Origin of the sequence: Candidatus Regiella insecticola LSR1 (genome assembly GCF_000143625.1) — a bacterium.
Taxonomy (GTDB): Bacteria; Pseudomonadota; Gammaproteobacteria; order Enterobacterales; family Enterobacteriaceae; genus Regiella; species Regiella insecticola.
In genome coordinates this window covers 611,867-628,734 of the sequence record NZ_GL379589.1, presented here as the reverse complement: position 1 = coordinate 628,734, position 16,868 = coordinate 611,867, and the positions used below count along the sequence as shown (strand labels likewise).

The following is a 16,868-nucleotide window of genomic DNA, read 5'->3' as shown; positions in this document are numbered from 1 at the left end:
GGTGCGCGCAATCCTCATGTACTTCATGTTAACGAAGGTTGCTGTGCGCCGGGCGCCTTGACTCCGCATAACGAACTACGGTTTCCAAAGAGGTCTATTGTTGCGCCTCCAAATATTCCCAGCGGTTAAAGGCTTCGGCTAATGCTTGCTCTGTCTCGGCTAACATTTTAAGCAGCGGCTGCGTTTCTTCGTAGGCTTTAGTGAAAAAAGATGGATCACTGATTTGCGCTTGCAATTGGCTTATTTTGGTTTCTAATTGCTCTACTTTTTCAGGCAGTTGATCCAATTCTTTTTGTAAATGATAACTGAGTTTGTTTGCCTGCTGTTTGGTCTCTTTTTTTACCGTGTCATTTTTGGCAGCAGGCATGGTTTTTACCGTTTGCGCTTTTGTTGTTTGCCCCAGCGGCCTGCTCGCCGCGCGCTGTTGATGCGCCTCAGAATAGCCGCCGACAAATTTAGCGATTTGGCCGCCGCCTTCAAAAATCCAGCATTCAGTGACTGAATTATCAACAAATTGACGATCATGGCTGACCAATAATACCGTGCCTTGATAGCTGTCTACTCTCTCCTCTAATAATTCCAGTGTTTCGACATCCAGATCGTTCGTCGGCTCATCCAAAATTAATAGGTTGCTCGGTTTTAAAAATAATTTGGCGAGCAATAATCGGTTACGTTCCCCTCCGGATAAGGCTTTAACCGGGCTCAGCGCGCGTTTAGGGTGAAATAAAAAATCTTGCAGATAGCCTAAGACATGACGTGAACGGCCATTGATGATCACTTCTTGTTTTCCTTCGGCAAGATTGTCCATCACCGTGCGCTCTGGATCTAACTTGGCACGATGCTGATCAAAGTAAGCGATTTCCAACTTGGTGCCACAATGTATCTTACCGCTATCGGCTTTAAGTTGACCCAGCATTAATTTTAATAAGGTGGTTTTACCGCAGCCGTTGGCGCCGACTAAGGCGATTTTATCTCCACGTTGTACCTGTGCGGTGAAATTTTTTACTAACGGGCTATCGCCAATTTGATAATTGACCTTTTCTAACTCGAAAACCATTTTGCCTGAGCGCAGGGTTTCTTCCACTTGCATTTTAGCGGTGCCCATCACTTCACGGCGTTGTGAGCGCGTCTCTCTCAAGGCTTTTAGCGCGCGGACACGGCCTTCATTACGGGTACGTCGCGCTTTAATGCCCTGGCGGATCCAGACTTCTTCTTGCGCCAATTTACGGTCAAATTCTGCATTTTGCAGTTCTTCAACCCTTAAGGCTTCTTCTTTACTGGCAAGATACTGTTGATAATTGCCTGGCCATGACACGAGTTTTCCTCGATCCAAATCGACAATGCGGGTTGCCATCGCCTTAATAAAAGCCCGATCATGAGAAATAAACACCATGCTGCCCTGAAATTCTTTTAAAAAGCCTTCCAGCCAATCAATGGTTTTAATATCAAGATGATTGGTCGGTTCATCAAGCAATAGCAGTTGTGGTGAACTGACCAAAGCGCGGCCAAGCGCCGCTTTACGTAACCAGCCTCCGGAGAGTGACGACAGTAGTGCCTCGGCGGATAAACCAAGCTGTTCTAGTACCTCATGAATACGATTATCTAATTGCCATAAATCTTGATGATCCAAAATGTCCTGCAATGCCGATAACTGCTGCAAATTTTTTTCGCTGGGATCGCGTTCAATCAGCCGTAAAGTGGCGTGATACGCTTGTAAATGCTTAGCTTGTTGTGCTACCCCTTCAGCGACAAAGTCAAATACGGTGCCTTCTACATTGCGCGGGGGATCTTGTTGCAGACGTGACACCACTAAATCTTGTGCATAAATAATCTGTCCACTGTCTAATTCCATTTCTTTATTGAGAACTTTCAGTAGGGTTGATTTCCCCGCGCCATTGCGTCCCACTAAACACAGGCGCTCATTCGCTTCAATGTGTAGCTCGGTATTATCTAATAAAGGTGCATCACTGAAAGACAGGTAAGCACCAGACAGGCTGATTAATGACATAATTTTTCCTCACCGGTGTGGGTTATCAACCAACAGTGATGTATTTGACGATGGCGAGCAAAGTCGGGTGATTGTGTTTTTGCCGTGATTTCTTTGATGGTTAGCCCCAGGGCGGTTATGCCGTCGACATCGATTTTAAAGCCGTGCCTATTATTAGAAAAGATCATCGTGCCGTTACGGCGCAATAAGGGTTTAATGGCTTTCATTAATGGTAAGTGATCACGCTGTACATCAAAGGTATTGGCCATACGTTTGGAATTAGAAAAAGTCGGCGGATCAATAAAAATGACATCAAATTGCGCTGTAGGGTGATCCAGACGCTGATCTAACCACGCGAAGCAATCGGCTTGAATTAAACGGTGCTGGCGGCCGGTTAATCCATTTGTGCGCAAATTTTTCTCAGCCCAGGCTAAATAAGTGTGGGACATATCTACCGTGGTGGTACTCTTCGCCCCACCGAGCCCTGCATGAACACTCGCTGCCCCGGTATAGGCAAACAAATTGAGGAAATCTTTTCCCTGACTCATTTTCCCCAGCATTTGGCGGGTAATACGATGATCAAGAAACAATCCAGTGTCGAGATAATCGGTCAGATTAACCCATAATTTAGCGTTATATTCTTGCACCAAAAAAAATTCGTCCCGTTGGGCTAATTTCTGGTATTGATTTTTTCCTTTTTGCCGTTCACGGGTTTTGATCACCAGTTGATTGGCAGGGATCGCCAATACTTGCAGCGTCGCATGAATGGCGTCAAACAAGCGTTGACGGGCTTTCTTGGCATCAATGGTTTTTGGCGCAGCATATTCTTGTAGCACAATTTTACTGCCATAACGATCAATGGCGACATTGTATTCAGGTAAATCGGCATCGTATAAACGATAGCATTCAATTCCTTGCTGCTGTGCCCATTTATCCAATTTATGTTTATTTTTACCTAAGCGGTTGGCAAAATCTTTGGCCAGGTGAAGGGTTTCTTTCTGTCCTGCCTGTTCTGAATAAGCGGATAATTGATAATTTTTTTGTATGCAATCCAGCGCACCATTTTTGGCTTTAAATTCTCGTTCGGCACGCAGTTGCACGCAATTGATTAATGTTGGCGACGCACTAAATAAAGAGAGACGCCAACCGGCAAAGGCGGTTTTCATGATCCGTCCCAATAAATTGTACAGGGCAATCAATACCGGCTCGCTCTCCAGGCGTTCCCCATAGGGAGGGTTGCTGATAACGCAGCCGGCAGGGGCGGTTGGCCAAGGATTCGCCAATTGACTGAGATCCTGTGGCTGAAAGCGGATCAAGCTAGCTACTCCGGCTCTTTCCGCATTGGCGCGCGCGATTTTGATCGTCTGGGGATCGGCATCCGCTCCAAAAAAATAAGCCGGGGTAGTTTTCAATCCTTTGCTTGCCCGCGCTTGCGCCTCACTCATCAGTTCGCTCCACAAGCTGTGATTAAAATCACGCCAGGCGCTAAATCCCCACTGTTGACGATGTAAACCCGGTGCGTGATCTGTCGCCATCATTGCGGCTTCAATCAACAGTGTGCCTGAGCCACACATAGGATCAATCAGCGGTGTGCCTTTTTGCCAACCGGCGCGAAGAATAATTGCTGCGGCCAAATTTTCTTTGAGTGGTGCCTGCCCTCCCGAACTGTCTCGGTACCCTCGTTGATGCAGGCTGTTACCGCTCAGATCAAGCGATATGACAACTTTATACCCTTCGCCTTTGAAGCCGCCGCGTTGTTGGCTGCGAGTGTTCGCCGAATCACGTAGTTGTCTACGCTCATCGGTCTCACACTCTGGCCGCCTAGCGGCAACTTCAAGGGCTGTGGGTATATCACGCCGTAGAAAAACATGAATACTAATGTCTGGCTGTTGTTTCGTTACCGATGGACGTTGTTTTACTTTGCTGATAAAACGATCAACGATAGCGTCTTTGACCTTTAATGCGCCATATTGACTGTTCTGAATGGCATGATTAACCCCGGTGAAGTGGACAACAAAGGTTTTATCGACAGTAAAAATAGCCGGCCAATCGATAGCCTGCGCGCCAAGATAAAGATCCTGATCATCATTAACCTGAAATTCATTAAGGGGTAAAAAAATGCGTGATGCCAAGCGACTCCACAGTAAAGTTCGATACAACAGGCGATCATCAGCCTGAAAATAGACGCCGCCCTGAACGACTTTACTGTTGTCAGCCCCTAAGTCTTGTAGTTCATTTTTTAATAGTTCTTCTAACCCTTGCGCAGTACTGGCAAATAATTTATTGAGGCCCTTTTTATTGGAAATCGAGGGCAATAATGGATCCATATAAATTCTCGTTTGACCGTTGCGCGAAATTTTCCGTTCATATACCCTTCGCCTTTCAAGTTACGGCTTTGTTGTCTGCGGGTGCTCGCCGAATCACGTAGTATGTCTACGCTCATCGGTCGGTCGCCCTTGCCGCCTTGCCGTAACTCGAAATTCATTGGGTATAAGTATTGAAATATTTATTTCATAAAATAAACCAAAATATTCATTATATTATTAAGGACAGTTATTATGCCCGGCTACGGTATAGCATCTCTTTCTGTAACAGAACAAAACACATTAATCCAGAGGGTTAAAAATATTGACCCTTATTATTCTTCTGAGGTGGCTAGAGCCTTTCTCGATCAATTTCATTATCCGCTAGAAAATAGATTCAGTGATTATCAATAGACCTCTTCGGAAACTATCATTTATCTAATTTCCATATTATAAATTGCAGCAATCAGATTAAATCTTAATCCAAAACGTTTTCGCCTGTTTCGATAACGGTCTGATACAATTTTAAATCTTTTAATCATACCAATGACATGTTCGTTTAATACACGCTGGCTTGATAACGCACGATTGTTGCGTTTATCTTCTTTTGTTAAGGGATTTTTCTTTGTCTTTTTCTTAGGCAACGCCGAGTTTGAATGAATCTTGCCAAGCCCTTGGTAACCTGTATCGGTAACTGTTTTGATGTCAGGATGTATTCGCACACCAGACTCCTTAAACAACCTAAAATCATGGCGCCTCCCATTCGTAAAGCTTGTACAGATGACTGCTTTACTTTTTTTATCAACGAGCACTTGTGTTTTTAAGGTGTGTCGTTTCTTTTTTCCTGAGTAAAACGGCTTTTGTTTTTTTGGGGACGTTCAATCGGCGTTTCTGTGGCATCAATAAGAACCAGCTCATACTCCCTATCCCTTTTTAATACAGCTTTGCGTCCAGGTAGGGCAAAATCAGGATGCTTTATTAGCGTATTCTCTATCCATTTAATCGTTTCATAGCATGTGCTCTCACTCACGCCATAGCTTTGGCTGACATGAAAATAAGTGCGATATTCTCGTATATACTCCAGTGCCATTAATAAGCGCTCTTCTAAACCCCGCTTGGGTTTCCGACCTCCTTTCCCTTGCTTACTCTTATCTGCTTCATTCAATATCTTTATCATCTTTTCAAATGTACTGCGTTTAACACCCGTTAAGCGACGAAATTTTTCCTCTTCCAGTACTTTTATTACTTCATATTTCATGGCGGCTCCTTGTTCAGGAGTGTTTTACCAAAATTCTTATATGAATGCTAGTTTCCGAAGAGGTCTAATCTATGTTACAAGCTGTTGAACAATCGGGTGCGGGTATGAGTTTATCTTTAATTGAGCCTGGTAAAAAAGATGCGGCTGGCTACCATTCTATTGCCGGCTGGCGCGTTATGGACGTACCAATAGTAATACCCGAGGTTCAGCCTCTGCATGAGAACAATCAAGAACGTTATTATCAGCCTGGATATTTGGGGCTTGAAAAAGAAGAAAAACGCGCGCTAGAAATATTGCAGGCATTACATCCCGATCAGGATGCGATGACATTGTGGCGCAGCTTTAATATGGGGGGTGAATTACGACAGAGGTTCAGGGCTGAATTGATGAGTACTGGCCGCATCCCACCCTGGGCGGAGGAGCATCGACGGACGTCGATAGATCCCAATAATCTCCATATATTCGAGCATATCAGACAGCTTTCTAATGCTATGCTGGCTAAGTTGATAAAGTATCCGGATCTTTCTATGAGTAATTTTTCTAGTAGTGACACGCTGATTGATTCTTTTGACCGTGCATTCTTGCGGTCTTTTACCCAAAGTCGGGGTTATCAACGCAATGCTATGGGCGCGCTTTTTAGAACCGATATCCGTGGCGTATTTCGTGGTGATCACCGCACCCCCTATGAACTCAGCCAAGATAAATACATGCTTGGATTTGGTGACAATTTTTATACCCAGCATACCAGCGGTAACACATTATATACCAGCAGCGTCTATCAAGATGCTTTTCAGTATGGCCGCATAAACCCAGGCGGTGCAAGCCAATTTCACTATGGTTACCAGGATGATGAAGAATATTATTCATTTGTTGATTCAGACGATTCGGATGATGAGAGAAGTGAACCTTTGCGTCAACGACAAAGAGATGGTTTCGTTTACTTACTCGATACACGCGGCCTTGAAGCCATACCGGTAGCAGATAATATGCTACTCAATCCAAATAATACCGTTACAAACGACCTAGTCGTTGCCGGGGAAATACATGTTTCTGTTCCTCTGGAGGGTATTTCATTTGATCGTATTTGGTTAGTTAGCAGTGATGGGCAACGCGCCGTCAGGGTGAGTGACATCGCGCAACATGATGATTTTGACAACGAGCTGCGTGATCTGAGTGAGCGCACTTTTGCAGGCGCAAACTCAGATATATACGATGGCATATTTACAAGGCTCAGAGGAAAGGGTTAACTGTATTAGATATTAACGAAATAACTATGCCAGGAGCGACACGCAATATCCGTAACTATTATTATTCTAACGAGCGTCGTTTTAGTGGTGCTAACTTTGCTCATCAAATAGCGGTAGTTAATCCGAATAACCATGAAGAAATGCGTATGGCCTGTCGATGGTTAAGTGAAGACAGTAGATACAGAACCTTGGTTGATATTAATGGCAATCTTTATTCAACTAATGGGAATCGGCTTGGCGGAGAGAATGCAACACTTGCACAGAAAATAGCTAACCACGAAATGCAAATGTTGCCGGGTCAGAAGAAAGTTCGTCTGCTTTTTGTAGGAAAAAAATAAATTTCGCTTCAAGGAACACAATGGAATGGCCAATCATGGCCTGAAACCAAGAGCATGATCAGTCACTTTATTAATGCTCACCCGGTGTTAATACGTAGTTATATATCCGAAGTTGAACTCAGTCAGATTATTGATCGAGAGCATCAGACTTCCTCACAAATTACCATTGATTATGCGGTACCTATAGTCATGAATCGTACGGGAAGTACGGTGAAGATGTACGATTTTATTGAGTTATCGCCTTCTCTTACCCCCTCAGATCTGATCAGTGAAAATCTCGGAAATCATCATCAGCAAGCAGGCGCACATTATCCTGTGCCTGCATCTTCTGTTGTCGTGAGTGGCTTGCTGAGTGCTCCCGGACAGGTTGAGCGCGATAATGTGGCTGACTGGGCAAAGCCGACTGTTAATCCACAACAGACAGTGGTAGGCGGTGAGAGAAAGAGCCGTGTCATTATTCAGCTGGAAAATGATGATATCAGCTTGCGTGCAGCGTCGGATCTAGCGGGTAAGCACCCCAACGAGGCGGTGATTTATCAGCGCGATAAGCAAGGCAATTTGCGTTTAGTGTATGGGGAGCCGGCGGCATTAGCAGGCGCGTTGAGCCTGTTTTTTGTCGGTCACGGACGGGGAGGTGAGCATGATGCGCATGATAATACCACGCTGGCGGGTTACAGTGCTCCGGAATTAGCGGCGGTGACCCAGCAGATTCATCAGGAATTAAGAACGCAATTTCCCCATGCTGTCCCTGAAAATATTGATAAATTATTATTAATTGGCTGTGCCTTGGTTAATGATGAAAAAACCGATGGCTTTTTATTTAAGATGGCTCCCGAGCTGCTTAAGCGAGGCATGCACCCAGGCGAAATCGTCGGCTATGCCACTGAAATCGGCATCAGTAGGGCAGTCAGCGAACAGGGCAGAGGTCGTCGCCGTTATCCCTCGATGACGCCGGAGAGGGGAGATGTCTCTGCCCGTAACGTGCGGGTCAGTTTACGGCGGGATGAAACAGGTACGCGCTATTTACCACAGAATCGGCAACAGCGGCCGGCCTCAAAAAACTCTCCATTAGCGTCACAAGAATCGACGTTGCATCAAGTTGTTGAAACCGTACAAGACCGTCAAGCTATCATTTCATCGGATAAAAACTTGATTAAAGGCGTGGACAGGGCGAAGGAAAGGCGGTAATTGTCAATGTAGTTGTCGCCCAGGATGTAAAATCCTAGGCGACAACTACATTGACAATTACCGGCAATAACCCTGACGGCGAGGCTGAAGGCGTATTTGAGTTAACTCCGTTGTTAAGCTCAGAGAGCCCTGCTGCAATAGTCAGTAAAGTGCCGGCTGATAGCGCGGGCATGCGGGATGCGATAAATGCTTTCGATGGAGAAAAGGAGAGCCTAGGGGTAAGAGATGAGGTTCTTCTGCCTTCGCAGCGACCGGATTGGGTGACCACCGCAAGGGCGAGTTAATTTTTACGATCCGCTGTATTTGGTGGCTTTTGGTACAGCGGTCGCAAATTATTAAAAAATTTTGGTTTAGGTTGAAAACGTTTTTTAACCCATTTTTTGCGCTTTTTGTTGTTGGCGCCGTTGGCTGAAAAAAGTACTGAGCATCTGTGAGCATGCATCAACCAATACCCCAGCAGTGATCTCAACCTGATGGTTCATCGCAGGATGGTTTAACAGGGTTAACGCGCCCACAGCGCCGATTTTATTATCATTGGCACCATAGACTAAACGGCTAATGCGGCTATGTATCATGGCACCGGCACACATCACACAGGGCTCTAAAGTGACATACAAAGTGGCGTCGGGTAAGCGGTAATTTTTTTGCTGCTGCCCTGCTTGACGCAATGCCATAATTTCTGCATGTGCGCTAGGATCGTGATGAATAATAGGTTGATTCCAGCCTTCACCAATTATTTTATTCTGTAGAACTAACACTGCGCCTACAGGCACTTCGCCTGCCGCTTGCGCCCGCGCTGCTAATTTCAGCGCCGCCGCCATCCAATGTTCATCATTATGTTCAGTAAGAATCATTATTTTTATATTTTTGCTCTGGCCAGGGCTAGCCTTCGATAATAACGGTAGCGCAAGCATAATGCCTTTCATCGGTGATCGATACATGCAGAAATTTCATGCCTCGCTGGTTGGCGAGTGTTAAAGCACGACGATGTAAGTACAGTATCGGTTTTCCTAGGCTGTCATTAATTAGCTCAAATTGGTTAAACGCGACACCATCGCGCATCCCCGTTCCCAGCGCTTTTGCCGCGGCTTCTTTGACGGCAAAACGTTTTGCGAGAAAACGCACTGCTTGTGAATGTTGTAAATAGCATTGAAGTTCAGAAGGGTGAAGGATCCGCCGTGCCAATTTTTCTCCATTGCGCTCTACAATGGATGCGATACGCTGGATTTCGACAACGTCTGTACCTAATCCCAAAATAGCCATTTATACTCTTCGCTTTTCAAGTCGCGGCTTTGTTAGCTACGGCTGTTCGCCGTGCTGCAATGACGCGCTTCTCTCATTAATTGTTTCATGTCTCTGATCGCAGCATCTAACCCGGTTATCACTGCGCGGCTAATAATAGCATGGCCAATATTGAGCTCATGAATTTCTGGCAGTGCCGCTATCGATTTTACATTATGATAATGTAAACCATGGCCGGCATTAACTTTTAAGCCCTGTGCTGTGGCATAGCGTGCTGCTTTAGTAATACGCTCTAATTCGTTATCTCTATCCAGCTCAGCAGCCTCCGCATAGGCACCGGTGTGAATTTCAATATAAGGGGTACCTGTCTTAACTGCCGCATCAATTTGATCATTATCCGCATCGATAAATAATGAGACCTGAATGCCGACCGCTGACAACCTTTCTACCGCTGCTGTGATGGTTTCCAATTGATCCACGACATTCAGCCCGCCCTCAGTGGTGATTTCCTGCCGATTTTCAGGCACTAGGCAGCAAAAATGCGGTTTTAATTGACAGGCGTTGTCGATCATCTCTTTGGTCACTGCCATTTCCAGATTCATACGGGTGCTGATGGTTTTGCGTAAAAGTTCGACATCAGGATCCGTAATATGGCGTCGATCTTCACGTAAATGGACGGTAATGCCATCTGCTCCTGCCTGCTCGGCGATACCAGCTGCGAAAATGGGATCAGGATAATTCGTTCCACGGGCATTACGTAATGTCGCAATGTGATCAATATTAACGCCTAGCCGTAGATCAGTCATAACCACTCCTTACGCTTAAAAATTGCTTTACTTTAATATACTCAATGAATTTCGAGTTACGGCAAGGCGGCAATCAAGCGAATCCCAGGAGTGTACAAGTAGTACATGACTGGGATGAGAGTGTGCAGCCAACGCCGCCGTAACTTGAAAGGCGAAGGGTATAGACCTTTTTCGAAACCGTAGCGAGTGATACGGAGTCAAGGCGTCCGGCGCAGCGTCCGGCGCACAGCAACCGGAGTGTACAATAGTACATGAGGATTGCGCGCACCGGGCAATGCAGGATCTGTATCACGCAGTAGGTTTCGGAGGAGGTCTAATCGTCGCCATAGCCCAGGCTACGCAACGCTCGTTCATCGTCCGCCCAGCCTGATTTGACTTTTACCCATAATTCTAAATGTACTTTACAGGCAAACATCTTCTCCATCTCTTTACGGGCTTCAGTCCCGATCTCTTTAATTTTCGCGCCTTTATCACCGATAACTATTTTTTTTTGCCCCTCACGCTCTACTAAAATAAGGCCGTTGATATCGTATCCTTGTCTTTCATTGGTGGTAAAGTGCTCAATTTCAACCGTAACGGAGTAAGGCAGCTCCTCGCCGAGAAAACGCATGAGTTTTTCACGGATTATTTCTGATGCCATAAAACGTTGAGAACGATCAGTGATGTAGTCTTCAGGGAAATGATGTTCAGCTTTTGGCATGTGTTTGCGTACAATATCGGCGATGGTATCAAGATTCTTCCTCTCTTGTACCTGCTGTTTTTTTTCTGACACTTCAGCGATAACAGGTAAAATACCAATAAAATTAATTTTTTTACGCAGAAAATCAATATGCGGTAAGAGTTTCGCTTTATCGGTGACATTATCCATTTTATTGATGACCAGTAATACTGGACAGTTCACATGGCTCAGCTTGTTCATTACCATTTCATCATCGGCGATCCAATGCGTTCCTTCAACGACAAAAATAATCAGCTCCACATCGCCGATAGCGCTGCTTGCCGCTCGATTCATTAAGCGGTTAATGGCACGCTTTTCTTCAATATGTAATCCTGGGGTATCGATATAAATGGTTTGATAAGCCCCTTCGGTATGGATCCCCATAATACGGTGCCGCGTAGTTTGAGGTTTACGTGAGGTAATGGAAACTTTTTGTCCCAATAATGCGTTGAGCAAAGTGGATTTGCCCACATTCGGTCGTCCAACAATGGCAACAAAGCCGCAGTGCTGTTTTTCTTTCTCGCTCATACGAGCTCCAGTTTTATCAATGCTTTTTCCGCTGCTGCTTGCTCAGCCTTGCGACGACTTAATCCGCAGCCTCTCACTGTTATTTCCTGCTTAGTCAAATTATTCTCTCGACAAGGAATAATAAATTTACAGTGAATAATAAATTTTTGTTCGTGTGCTTCGCCATGAACTTGTGTGACTAAATAAGAAGGCAGCGGAAGATGGTGACTTTGTAAATATTCTTGTAAGCGGGTTTTCGGATCTTTTTGTTTTTCACCCGGACTGATTTCCGCTAATCGTTTTTCATACCAGGTTAACAGCAGTCGTTCGGTTGTTTGTATGTCGCTGTCTAAAAATATTCCACCGATAAGCGCTTCTACCGTATCAGCCAAAATCGATTCGCGCGGGCTTTTTCCATTTTTTAATTCGCCTTTTCCTAAGTACAAATAATCACTTAGATCGAATTCATGTGCTATCTCAGCCAGGGTTTTGCCTCTGACTAAAGTTGCGCGCATTCGACTCATATCCCCTTCATTGATGTCAGAAAAGCGTTGATATAACGCTTTAGCAATAAAAAAATTTAAAATAGCATCACCCAAAAATTCTAAGCGCTCATTATGTGTTCTGCTGGCACTACGATGCGTCAGTGCTTGCACTAAAAGCGCGCGCTGTTTAAAAGCATAGCCTAGCCTTGTTTCTAATTTTTTTATGATGATAGGATCCATGGCTTACCATATATTAAATATACCCTTTGCCTTTCAAGCCGCTGCGTTGTTGGCTGCGGGTGTTCGCCCGAATCACGTAGTATGTCTACGCTCATCTTCCTTACGCCCTGGCCGCGACGCTGCAACTTGAAATTCATTGGGTATAGACTAATTAATACTCGCAATACGATTGAAGCGTACTCCCGTTGGCCATTCACCTTCTTGCTTCTCAAAGCTCATCCAGATAGCTGTCGCTTTACCCACCAAATTACGCTCTGGTACAAAGCCCCAATAACGACTGTCTGCACTATTGTCTCGGTTATCACCCATCATAAAATAATGACCTTCAGGCACGACCCATTGAGCAAGTGGATAATTCCCTTGTTGATAATAGGAACCCAACTGATCGTGAGCGCCAGGGACGGCTAAAATAGAGTAAGCCGCTGAGCCCATATGTTCATTATTGGTATACAAACGGATCTCTTCATCAGATATCTCTTTATTGAGCGGGATTTGGAAAAAGCCCGAGCTGGGATCACCGTCACCCTGAAAGCGAAAGCGCTGTACCTGATCGCTAGGCTGCCATCCACTGTAACTGATACTTAAGCTTTCATCACAAGCTTTACCCGTGGGACAGGACGGTTGCACGGTTATCTGTTTTGTTATTGGATCATAACTGATTCGATCACCCGGTAAGCCAATAACCCGTTTAATATAGTCTAAGCGGGGATTTAACGGATATTTAAACACAGCAACGTCACCACGTTTAGGATGACCGGTTGGGATCAGTGTTGTTTGAGTGATGGGATCTTTAATGCCATAAGCGTATTTTTTTACCAAAATAAAATCACCGATTAATAAATTCGGCATCATTGAGCCTGAAGGGATCTGAAAAGGCTCATAGATAAATGAACGCATAACAAAGACGAGTGCTAATACCGGAAAGATAGAAACCGCATGCTCTATCCAACTGGGTTGTTTGGCCATTTTTGTCAGTGTATCGCTCTCTACTGTATTGCTCATGCTGTTAGGCAGTGTACTGGCCGTCGCATTCATTGCCGCCACTTTTCGCAGGCGGGCTGGACCCCATTTAAAACGCTCAAAACACCAAATAGTCCCTGTCACCAGCGTTGCTATAGCTAGAATCAAGGCGAATATATTAGCCATGCAATCTATCTCCTATTGATTAGACCTCTTTCGAAACCTGTTGCGTGACGCGAATCCTGCGTTGCCCGGTGCGCGCAATCCTCATGTACTTATAGCCAAACCAGTTTAATTTGATTCGGTGTTGTCGTCGCTTGCCGTACTATTTGTACTGTCTGCGCTCCTCCGCCTTGAATCAAATTAAACTGATTCGGCTATATGGCAACGAAGGTTGCTGTTGCGGTGTTGAAAGAGCTCTATTACTTACTATTTTTACCAACGTGTAAAATAGCCAGAAAGGCTTCTTGCGGGAGTTCAACATTGCCAACTTGTTTCATCCTCTTTTTGCCTTCTTTTTGTTTTTGTAATAATTTTTTCTTACGACTGACATCACCGCCGTAACATTTTGCCAATACATTTTTACGCAATTGTTTTACCGTAGAGCGGGCAATAATGTGATTACCGATAGCGGCCTGAATGGCGATATCAAATTGCTGACGTGGGATAAATTCTTTCATTTTTTCTACTAAATCACGACCCCGATATTGGGCGTTGTCACGATGGGTGATCAACGCCAACGCATCGACACGCTCGCTATTAATCAGCACATCAACCCGCACCATATCCGCCACTTGAAATCTAATAAAATTATAATCTAACGAAGCATAACCCCTGGAGGTTGATTTCAGACGATCAAAAAAATCAAGCACCACTTCAGCCATGGGAATATCATAAGTCAAGGCAACTTGGTTGCCGTGATAAACCATGTTTTTTTGCACCCCACGTTTTTCGATACAGAGTTTGATGACGTTACCTAAATACTCCTGTGGTAATAACATATGGCACTCGGCAATGGGCTCCAGTAACGCTTGAATATTATTTAATGGGGGCAGTTTTGATGGGCTATCAACGTATAGAATCTCGTTGCTGGTGGTTTGTATTTCATATACCACGGTGGGGGCTGTAGTAATCAATTCAAGATTGTATTCACGTTCCAGACGTTCTTGAATGATTTCCATATGTAGTAATCCAAGGAAACCACATCGAAAACCAAACCCTAGCGCAGTAGAACTTTCAGGCTCATAAAATAACGAAGCATCATTCAGGCTGAGTTTGCCAAGTGCATCACGGAAAACTTCATAATCTTCAGAGCTGATGGGAAATAAACCTGCATAAACCTGTGGTTTCACTTTTTTAAAGCCAGGCAAGGGGGTTTCAGCCGGTTTATGGCTTAACGTCAGGGTATCCCCTACCGGCGCGCCCAAAATGTCTTTGATGGCACAGACTACCCAGCCGACTTCGCCGCAATTTAATTGATCGCGATCAAGCCGTTTTGGTGTAAAGATCCCTAAACGATCAGCATGATAACTTTGCCCTGTGCTCATGACTTGAATTTTATCGCCTTTATGCAGGGTGCCATTTTTAATGCGAATTAAAGCAACTACGCCTAAATAATTATCAAACCACGAATCTATAATCAGAGCTTGTAATGACCCTTCAATATTTCCTGTTGGTGGGGGAATATCACGTACCAAACGTTCCAGCACATCGGCTACACCAACCCCTGTTTTGGCTGAACAACGAACCGCATCAATAGCACTAATACCCACGATATCTTCAATCTCTTGCGCAACACGATCAGCATCAGCCGCCGGCAGATCAATTTTATTCAGCACCGGCACCACTTCCAGATCCATTTCCATCGCGGTGTAACAATTAGCTAATGTTTGCGCTTCAACCCCTTGACCTGCGTCAACGACCAATAATGCGCCTTCACAAGCAGCCAATGAGCGGGAGACTTCATAAGAGAAATCAACATGCCCGGGGGTATCAATAAAATTAAGCTGATAGGTCTGACCATCCTGAGCTTGGTAATTTAGCGTAACACTTTGTGCTTTAATCGTGATGCCACGCTCGCGTTCTAATTCCATAGAATCGAGCACTTGTGCCGCCATTTCACGTTCGGTTAATCCGCCGCAGATCTGAATAAGACGGTCAGATAGGGTTGACTTACCGTGATCAATATGGGCAATAATGGAGAAATTTCGTATTAACTTCATTGATAAATTCTTGCTCTTAGTTAGAGAGGTGATTGCTGTTTTTTATACACTATAGCCGAATCAGTTTAATTTAATTCTGTGTTGTCGTCGCTTGCCGTACTATTTGTACTGTCTGTACTCCTCCGCCTTGAATCAAATTAAACTGATTCGGCTATATGCCCTTCGCCTTTGAAGCTGCCGCTAGGCGGCCAGAGCGTGAGACCAGATGAGCGTAGAGATACTACGTGATTCGGGCGAGGGCTCGCAGCCAACAACGCGGTGGCTTCAAAGGCGAAGGGTATATCAATTCAAATTTGCCGGCATATTACACTAGACTGCTTGCATAACCTAACATAGGTGGTGAAAATTCTAAGTTACGTAGTGCTTAAGAGGTCTAGTAAAGAATGACATTATTTCACGTCTACCCCTTTAGCCTGCAAATCGGCATGATAAGAAGAACGAACAAGAGGACCACAAGCCGCATGAGTAAATCCCATCGCCGTAGCTTGCTCTTTCATTTCATCAAATTCACTTGGACTTACATAACGCTGCACGGGCAAATGGTGCCTACTCGGTTGTAAATATTGTCCTAAGGTTAACATAGTGACATCATGGCGCCGCAAATCTTGCATAACTTCAATAATCTCTGCTTTAGTTTCACCTAACCCCACCATGAGGCCTGATTTGGTTGGGATACTGGGGTGTGCCGCTTTAAAAGCTTTCAATAGTTTTAGAGACTTTTCATAGGTTGCGCCTGGACGTACTTGCCGGTAAATTCGGGGCACATTTTCCAGATTGTGGTTAAATACATCAGGGGGGGGGTTAACTAAAATATCCAACGCCCGATCCATACGTCCACGAAAATCAGGTACTAATGTTTCAATTTTAATGCCTGGATTTTCTGCGCGGATCGCCGCAATACAATCAGCAAAATGTTGCGCGCCGCCATCACGTAAATCATCGCGATCTACCGAGGTGATCACCACATAACGCAACCCCATATCTTTAATGGTTTGCGCCAATTTTTTGGGTTCATTGCTATCGGGTGCCAGGGGGCGCCCATGTGCAACATCACAAAAGGGGCAACGGCGAGTGCAGATGGCGCCCAATATCATAAAAGTCGCGGTACCATGATTAAAACATTCAGAGAGATTAGGACAAGATGCCTCTTCACATACCGAATGCAGACCATTTTTACGCATGGCGGCTTTGATGGCTTGAATACGATGGGAATCAACCGGCAGTTTTATTTTCAGCCAGTCAGGCTTAGCTAATAATGGCTCAGGCTCGCTCATCACCGTTTTAACCGGAATTAATGCTGTTTTATCGGCATCACGGTATTTTATTCCTGGCTCGATGTGGATCGGTTTGTTCATATTATAAAATTT

Annotated in this window: 16 protein-coding genes and 2 pseudogenes; 4 read left to right on the top strand and 14 right to left on the bottom strand. The window is 44.8% G+C overall.

Annotation, left to right across the window (positions count from 1 at the left end):
* Positions 1-94 precede the first annotated feature (94 nt).
* From REG_RS03465 to REG_RS11875, 5 genes and pseudogenes are all read right to left on the bottom strand, one after another.
* On the bottom strand, positions 95-2,008 hold the full coding sequence (locus tag REG_RS03465; RefSeq protein ID WP_006704487.1) for an ABC transporter ATP-binding protein: 1,914 nt from the start codon (positions 2,006-2,008) through the stop codon (positions 95-97).
* A pseudogene (gene rlmKL, locus REG_RS03460) lies at positions 1,999-3,705 on the bottom strand (bifunctional 23S rRNA (guanine(2069)-N(7))-methyltransferase RlmK/23S rRNA (guanine(2445)-N(2))-methyltransferase RlmL); the annotation flags it as partial. The pseudogene rlmKL and the gene REG_RS03465, both read right to left, overlap by 10 nt.
* 123 nt (positions 3,706-3,828) lie before the next feature.
* A pseudogene (locus REG_RS14470) lies at positions 3,829-4,314 on the bottom strand (THUMP domain-containing protein); the annotation flags it as partial.
* Positions 4,239-4,472 carry a hypothetical protein gene (locus tag REG_RS11095; protein WP_071985159.1) on the bottom strand — a complete coding sequence of 78 codons (234 nt, stop codon included), beginning with the start codon at positions 4,470-4,472 and terminating at the stop codon, positions 4,239-4,241. The pseudogene REG_RS14470 and the gene REG_RS11095, both read right to left, overlap by 76 nt.
* 252 nt (positions 4,473-4,724) lie before the next feature.
* A protein-coding gene (locus tag REG_RS11875; protein ID WP_260200023.1) for an IS5-like element ISRein1 family transposase occupies positions 4,725-5,548 on the bottom strand; the annotation gives its coding sequence in 2 pieces (ribosomal slippage) (positions 4,725-5,161 and positions 5,161-5,548; 825 coding nt in all).
* Between the two features lie 71 nt (positions 5,549-5,619).
* Here REG_RS11875 and REG_RS03445 point away from each other — a divergent pair.
* From REG_RS03445 to REG_RS13680, 4 genes are all read left to right on the top strand, one after another.
* Positions 5,620-6,795, top strand: coding sequence for a hypothetical protein (locus REG_RS03445; RefSeq protein ID WP_006704485.1), 1,176 nt, complete (start codon positions 5,620-5,622; stop codon positions 6,793-6,795).
* 26 nt (positions 6,796-6,821) lie between these two features.
* The gene (locus REG_RS03440) at positions 6,822-7,133 is read left to right on the top strand and encodes a hypothetical protein (protein WP_006704484.1); all 312 of its coding nucleotides are present in this window, start codon (positions 6,822-6,824) and stop codon (positions 7,131-7,133) included.
* Positions 7,134-7,217: 84 nt separating this feature from the next.
* Positions 7,218-8,321 (top strand): C80 family cysteine peptidase, encoded by a 1,104-nt coding sequence (locus REG_RS03435; protein WP_176603405.1) that lies wholly within the window; start codon positions 7,218-7,220, stop codon positions 8,319-8,321.
* Positions 8,322-8,371: 50 nt separating this feature from the next.
* The gene (locus REG_RS13680) at positions 8,372-8,605 is read left to right on the top strand and encodes a hypothetical protein (protein WP_039907014.1); all 234 of its coding nucleotides are present in this window, start codon (positions 8,372-8,374) and stop codon (positions 8,603-8,605) included.
* Between the two features lie 84 nt (positions 8,606-8,689).
* On the opposite strand, the gene tadA is transcribed toward REG_RS13680, so the two are convergent.
* The 9 genes from tadA to lipA all read right to left on the bottom strand — a co-directional run bounded on the left by tadA (position 8,690) and on the right by lipA (position 16,856).
* A complete protein-coding gene (gene tadA / locus REG_RS03425; RefSeq protein ID WP_050749303.1) occupies positions 8,690-9,175 on the bottom strand; it encodes a tRNA adenosine(34) deaminase TadA in 486 nt (161 codons plus the stop codon).
* A 28-nt stretch (positions 9,176-9,203) separates the two neighbouring features.
* Positions 9,204-9,584 (bottom strand): holo-ACP synthase, encoded by a 381-nt coding sequence (acpS, locus tag REG_RS03420; protein WP_006704481.1) that lies wholly within the window; start codon positions 9,582-9,584, stop codon positions 9,204-9,206.
* 32 nt (positions 9,585-9,616) lie between these two features.
* Complete coding sequence (gene pdxJ / locus REG_RS03415; RefSeq protein WP_039907012.1) at positions 9,617-10,369, bottom strand: pyridoxine 5'-phosphate synthase; 753 nt, start codon at positions 10,367-10,369, stop codon at positions 9,617-9,619.
* A gap of 313 nt (positions 10,370-10,682) precedes the next feature.
* Positions 10,683-11,615: a GTPase Era gene (gene era, locus REG_RS03410; RefSeq protein ID WP_006704478.1), complete on the bottom strand. Its 933-nt coding sequence runs from the start codon at positions 11,613-11,615 to the stop codon at positions 10,683-10,685.
* The gene (gene rnc, locus REG_RS03405; RefSeq protein ID WP_006704476.1) at positions 11,612-12,319 is read right to left on the bottom strand and encodes a ribonuclease III; all 708 of its coding nucleotides are present in this window, start codon (positions 12,317-12,319) and stop codon (positions 11,612-11,614) included. The genes era and rnc overlap by 4 nt, the downstream gene beginning before the upstream one ends.
* The gene (locus REG_RS13090; RefSeq protein WP_176603404.1) at positions 12,301-12,456 is read right to left on the bottom strand and encodes a hypothetical protein; all 156 of its coding nucleotides are present in this window, start codon (positions 12,454-12,456) and stop codon (positions 12,301-12,303) included. Before REG_RS13090 ends, rnc begins: the two co-directional genes overlap by 19 nt.
* Positions 12,457-12,466: 10 nt before the next feature.
* Positions 12,467-13,465: a signal peptidase I gene (gene lepB, locus REG_RS03400; RefSeq protein WP_006704475.1), complete on the bottom strand. Its 999-nt coding sequence runs from the start codon at positions 13,463-13,465 to the stop codon at positions 12,467-12,469.
* 236 nt (positions 13,466-13,701) lie between these two features.
* On the bottom strand, positions 13,702-15,501 hold the full coding sequence (gene lepA / locus REG_RS03395) for a translation elongation factor 4 (protein ID WP_006704473.1): 1,800 nt from the start codon (positions 15,499-15,501) through the stop codon (positions 13,702-13,704).
* 389 nt (positions 15,502-15,890) lie between these two features.
* The gene (gene lipA, locus REG_RS03390; RefSeq protein WP_006704472.1) at positions 15,891-16,856 is read right to left on the bottom strand and encodes a lipoyl synthase; all 966 of its coding nucleotides are present in this window, start codon (positions 16,854-16,856) and stop codon (positions 15,891-15,893) included.
* Between the last annotated feature and the right edge of the window lie 12 nt (positions 16,857-16,868).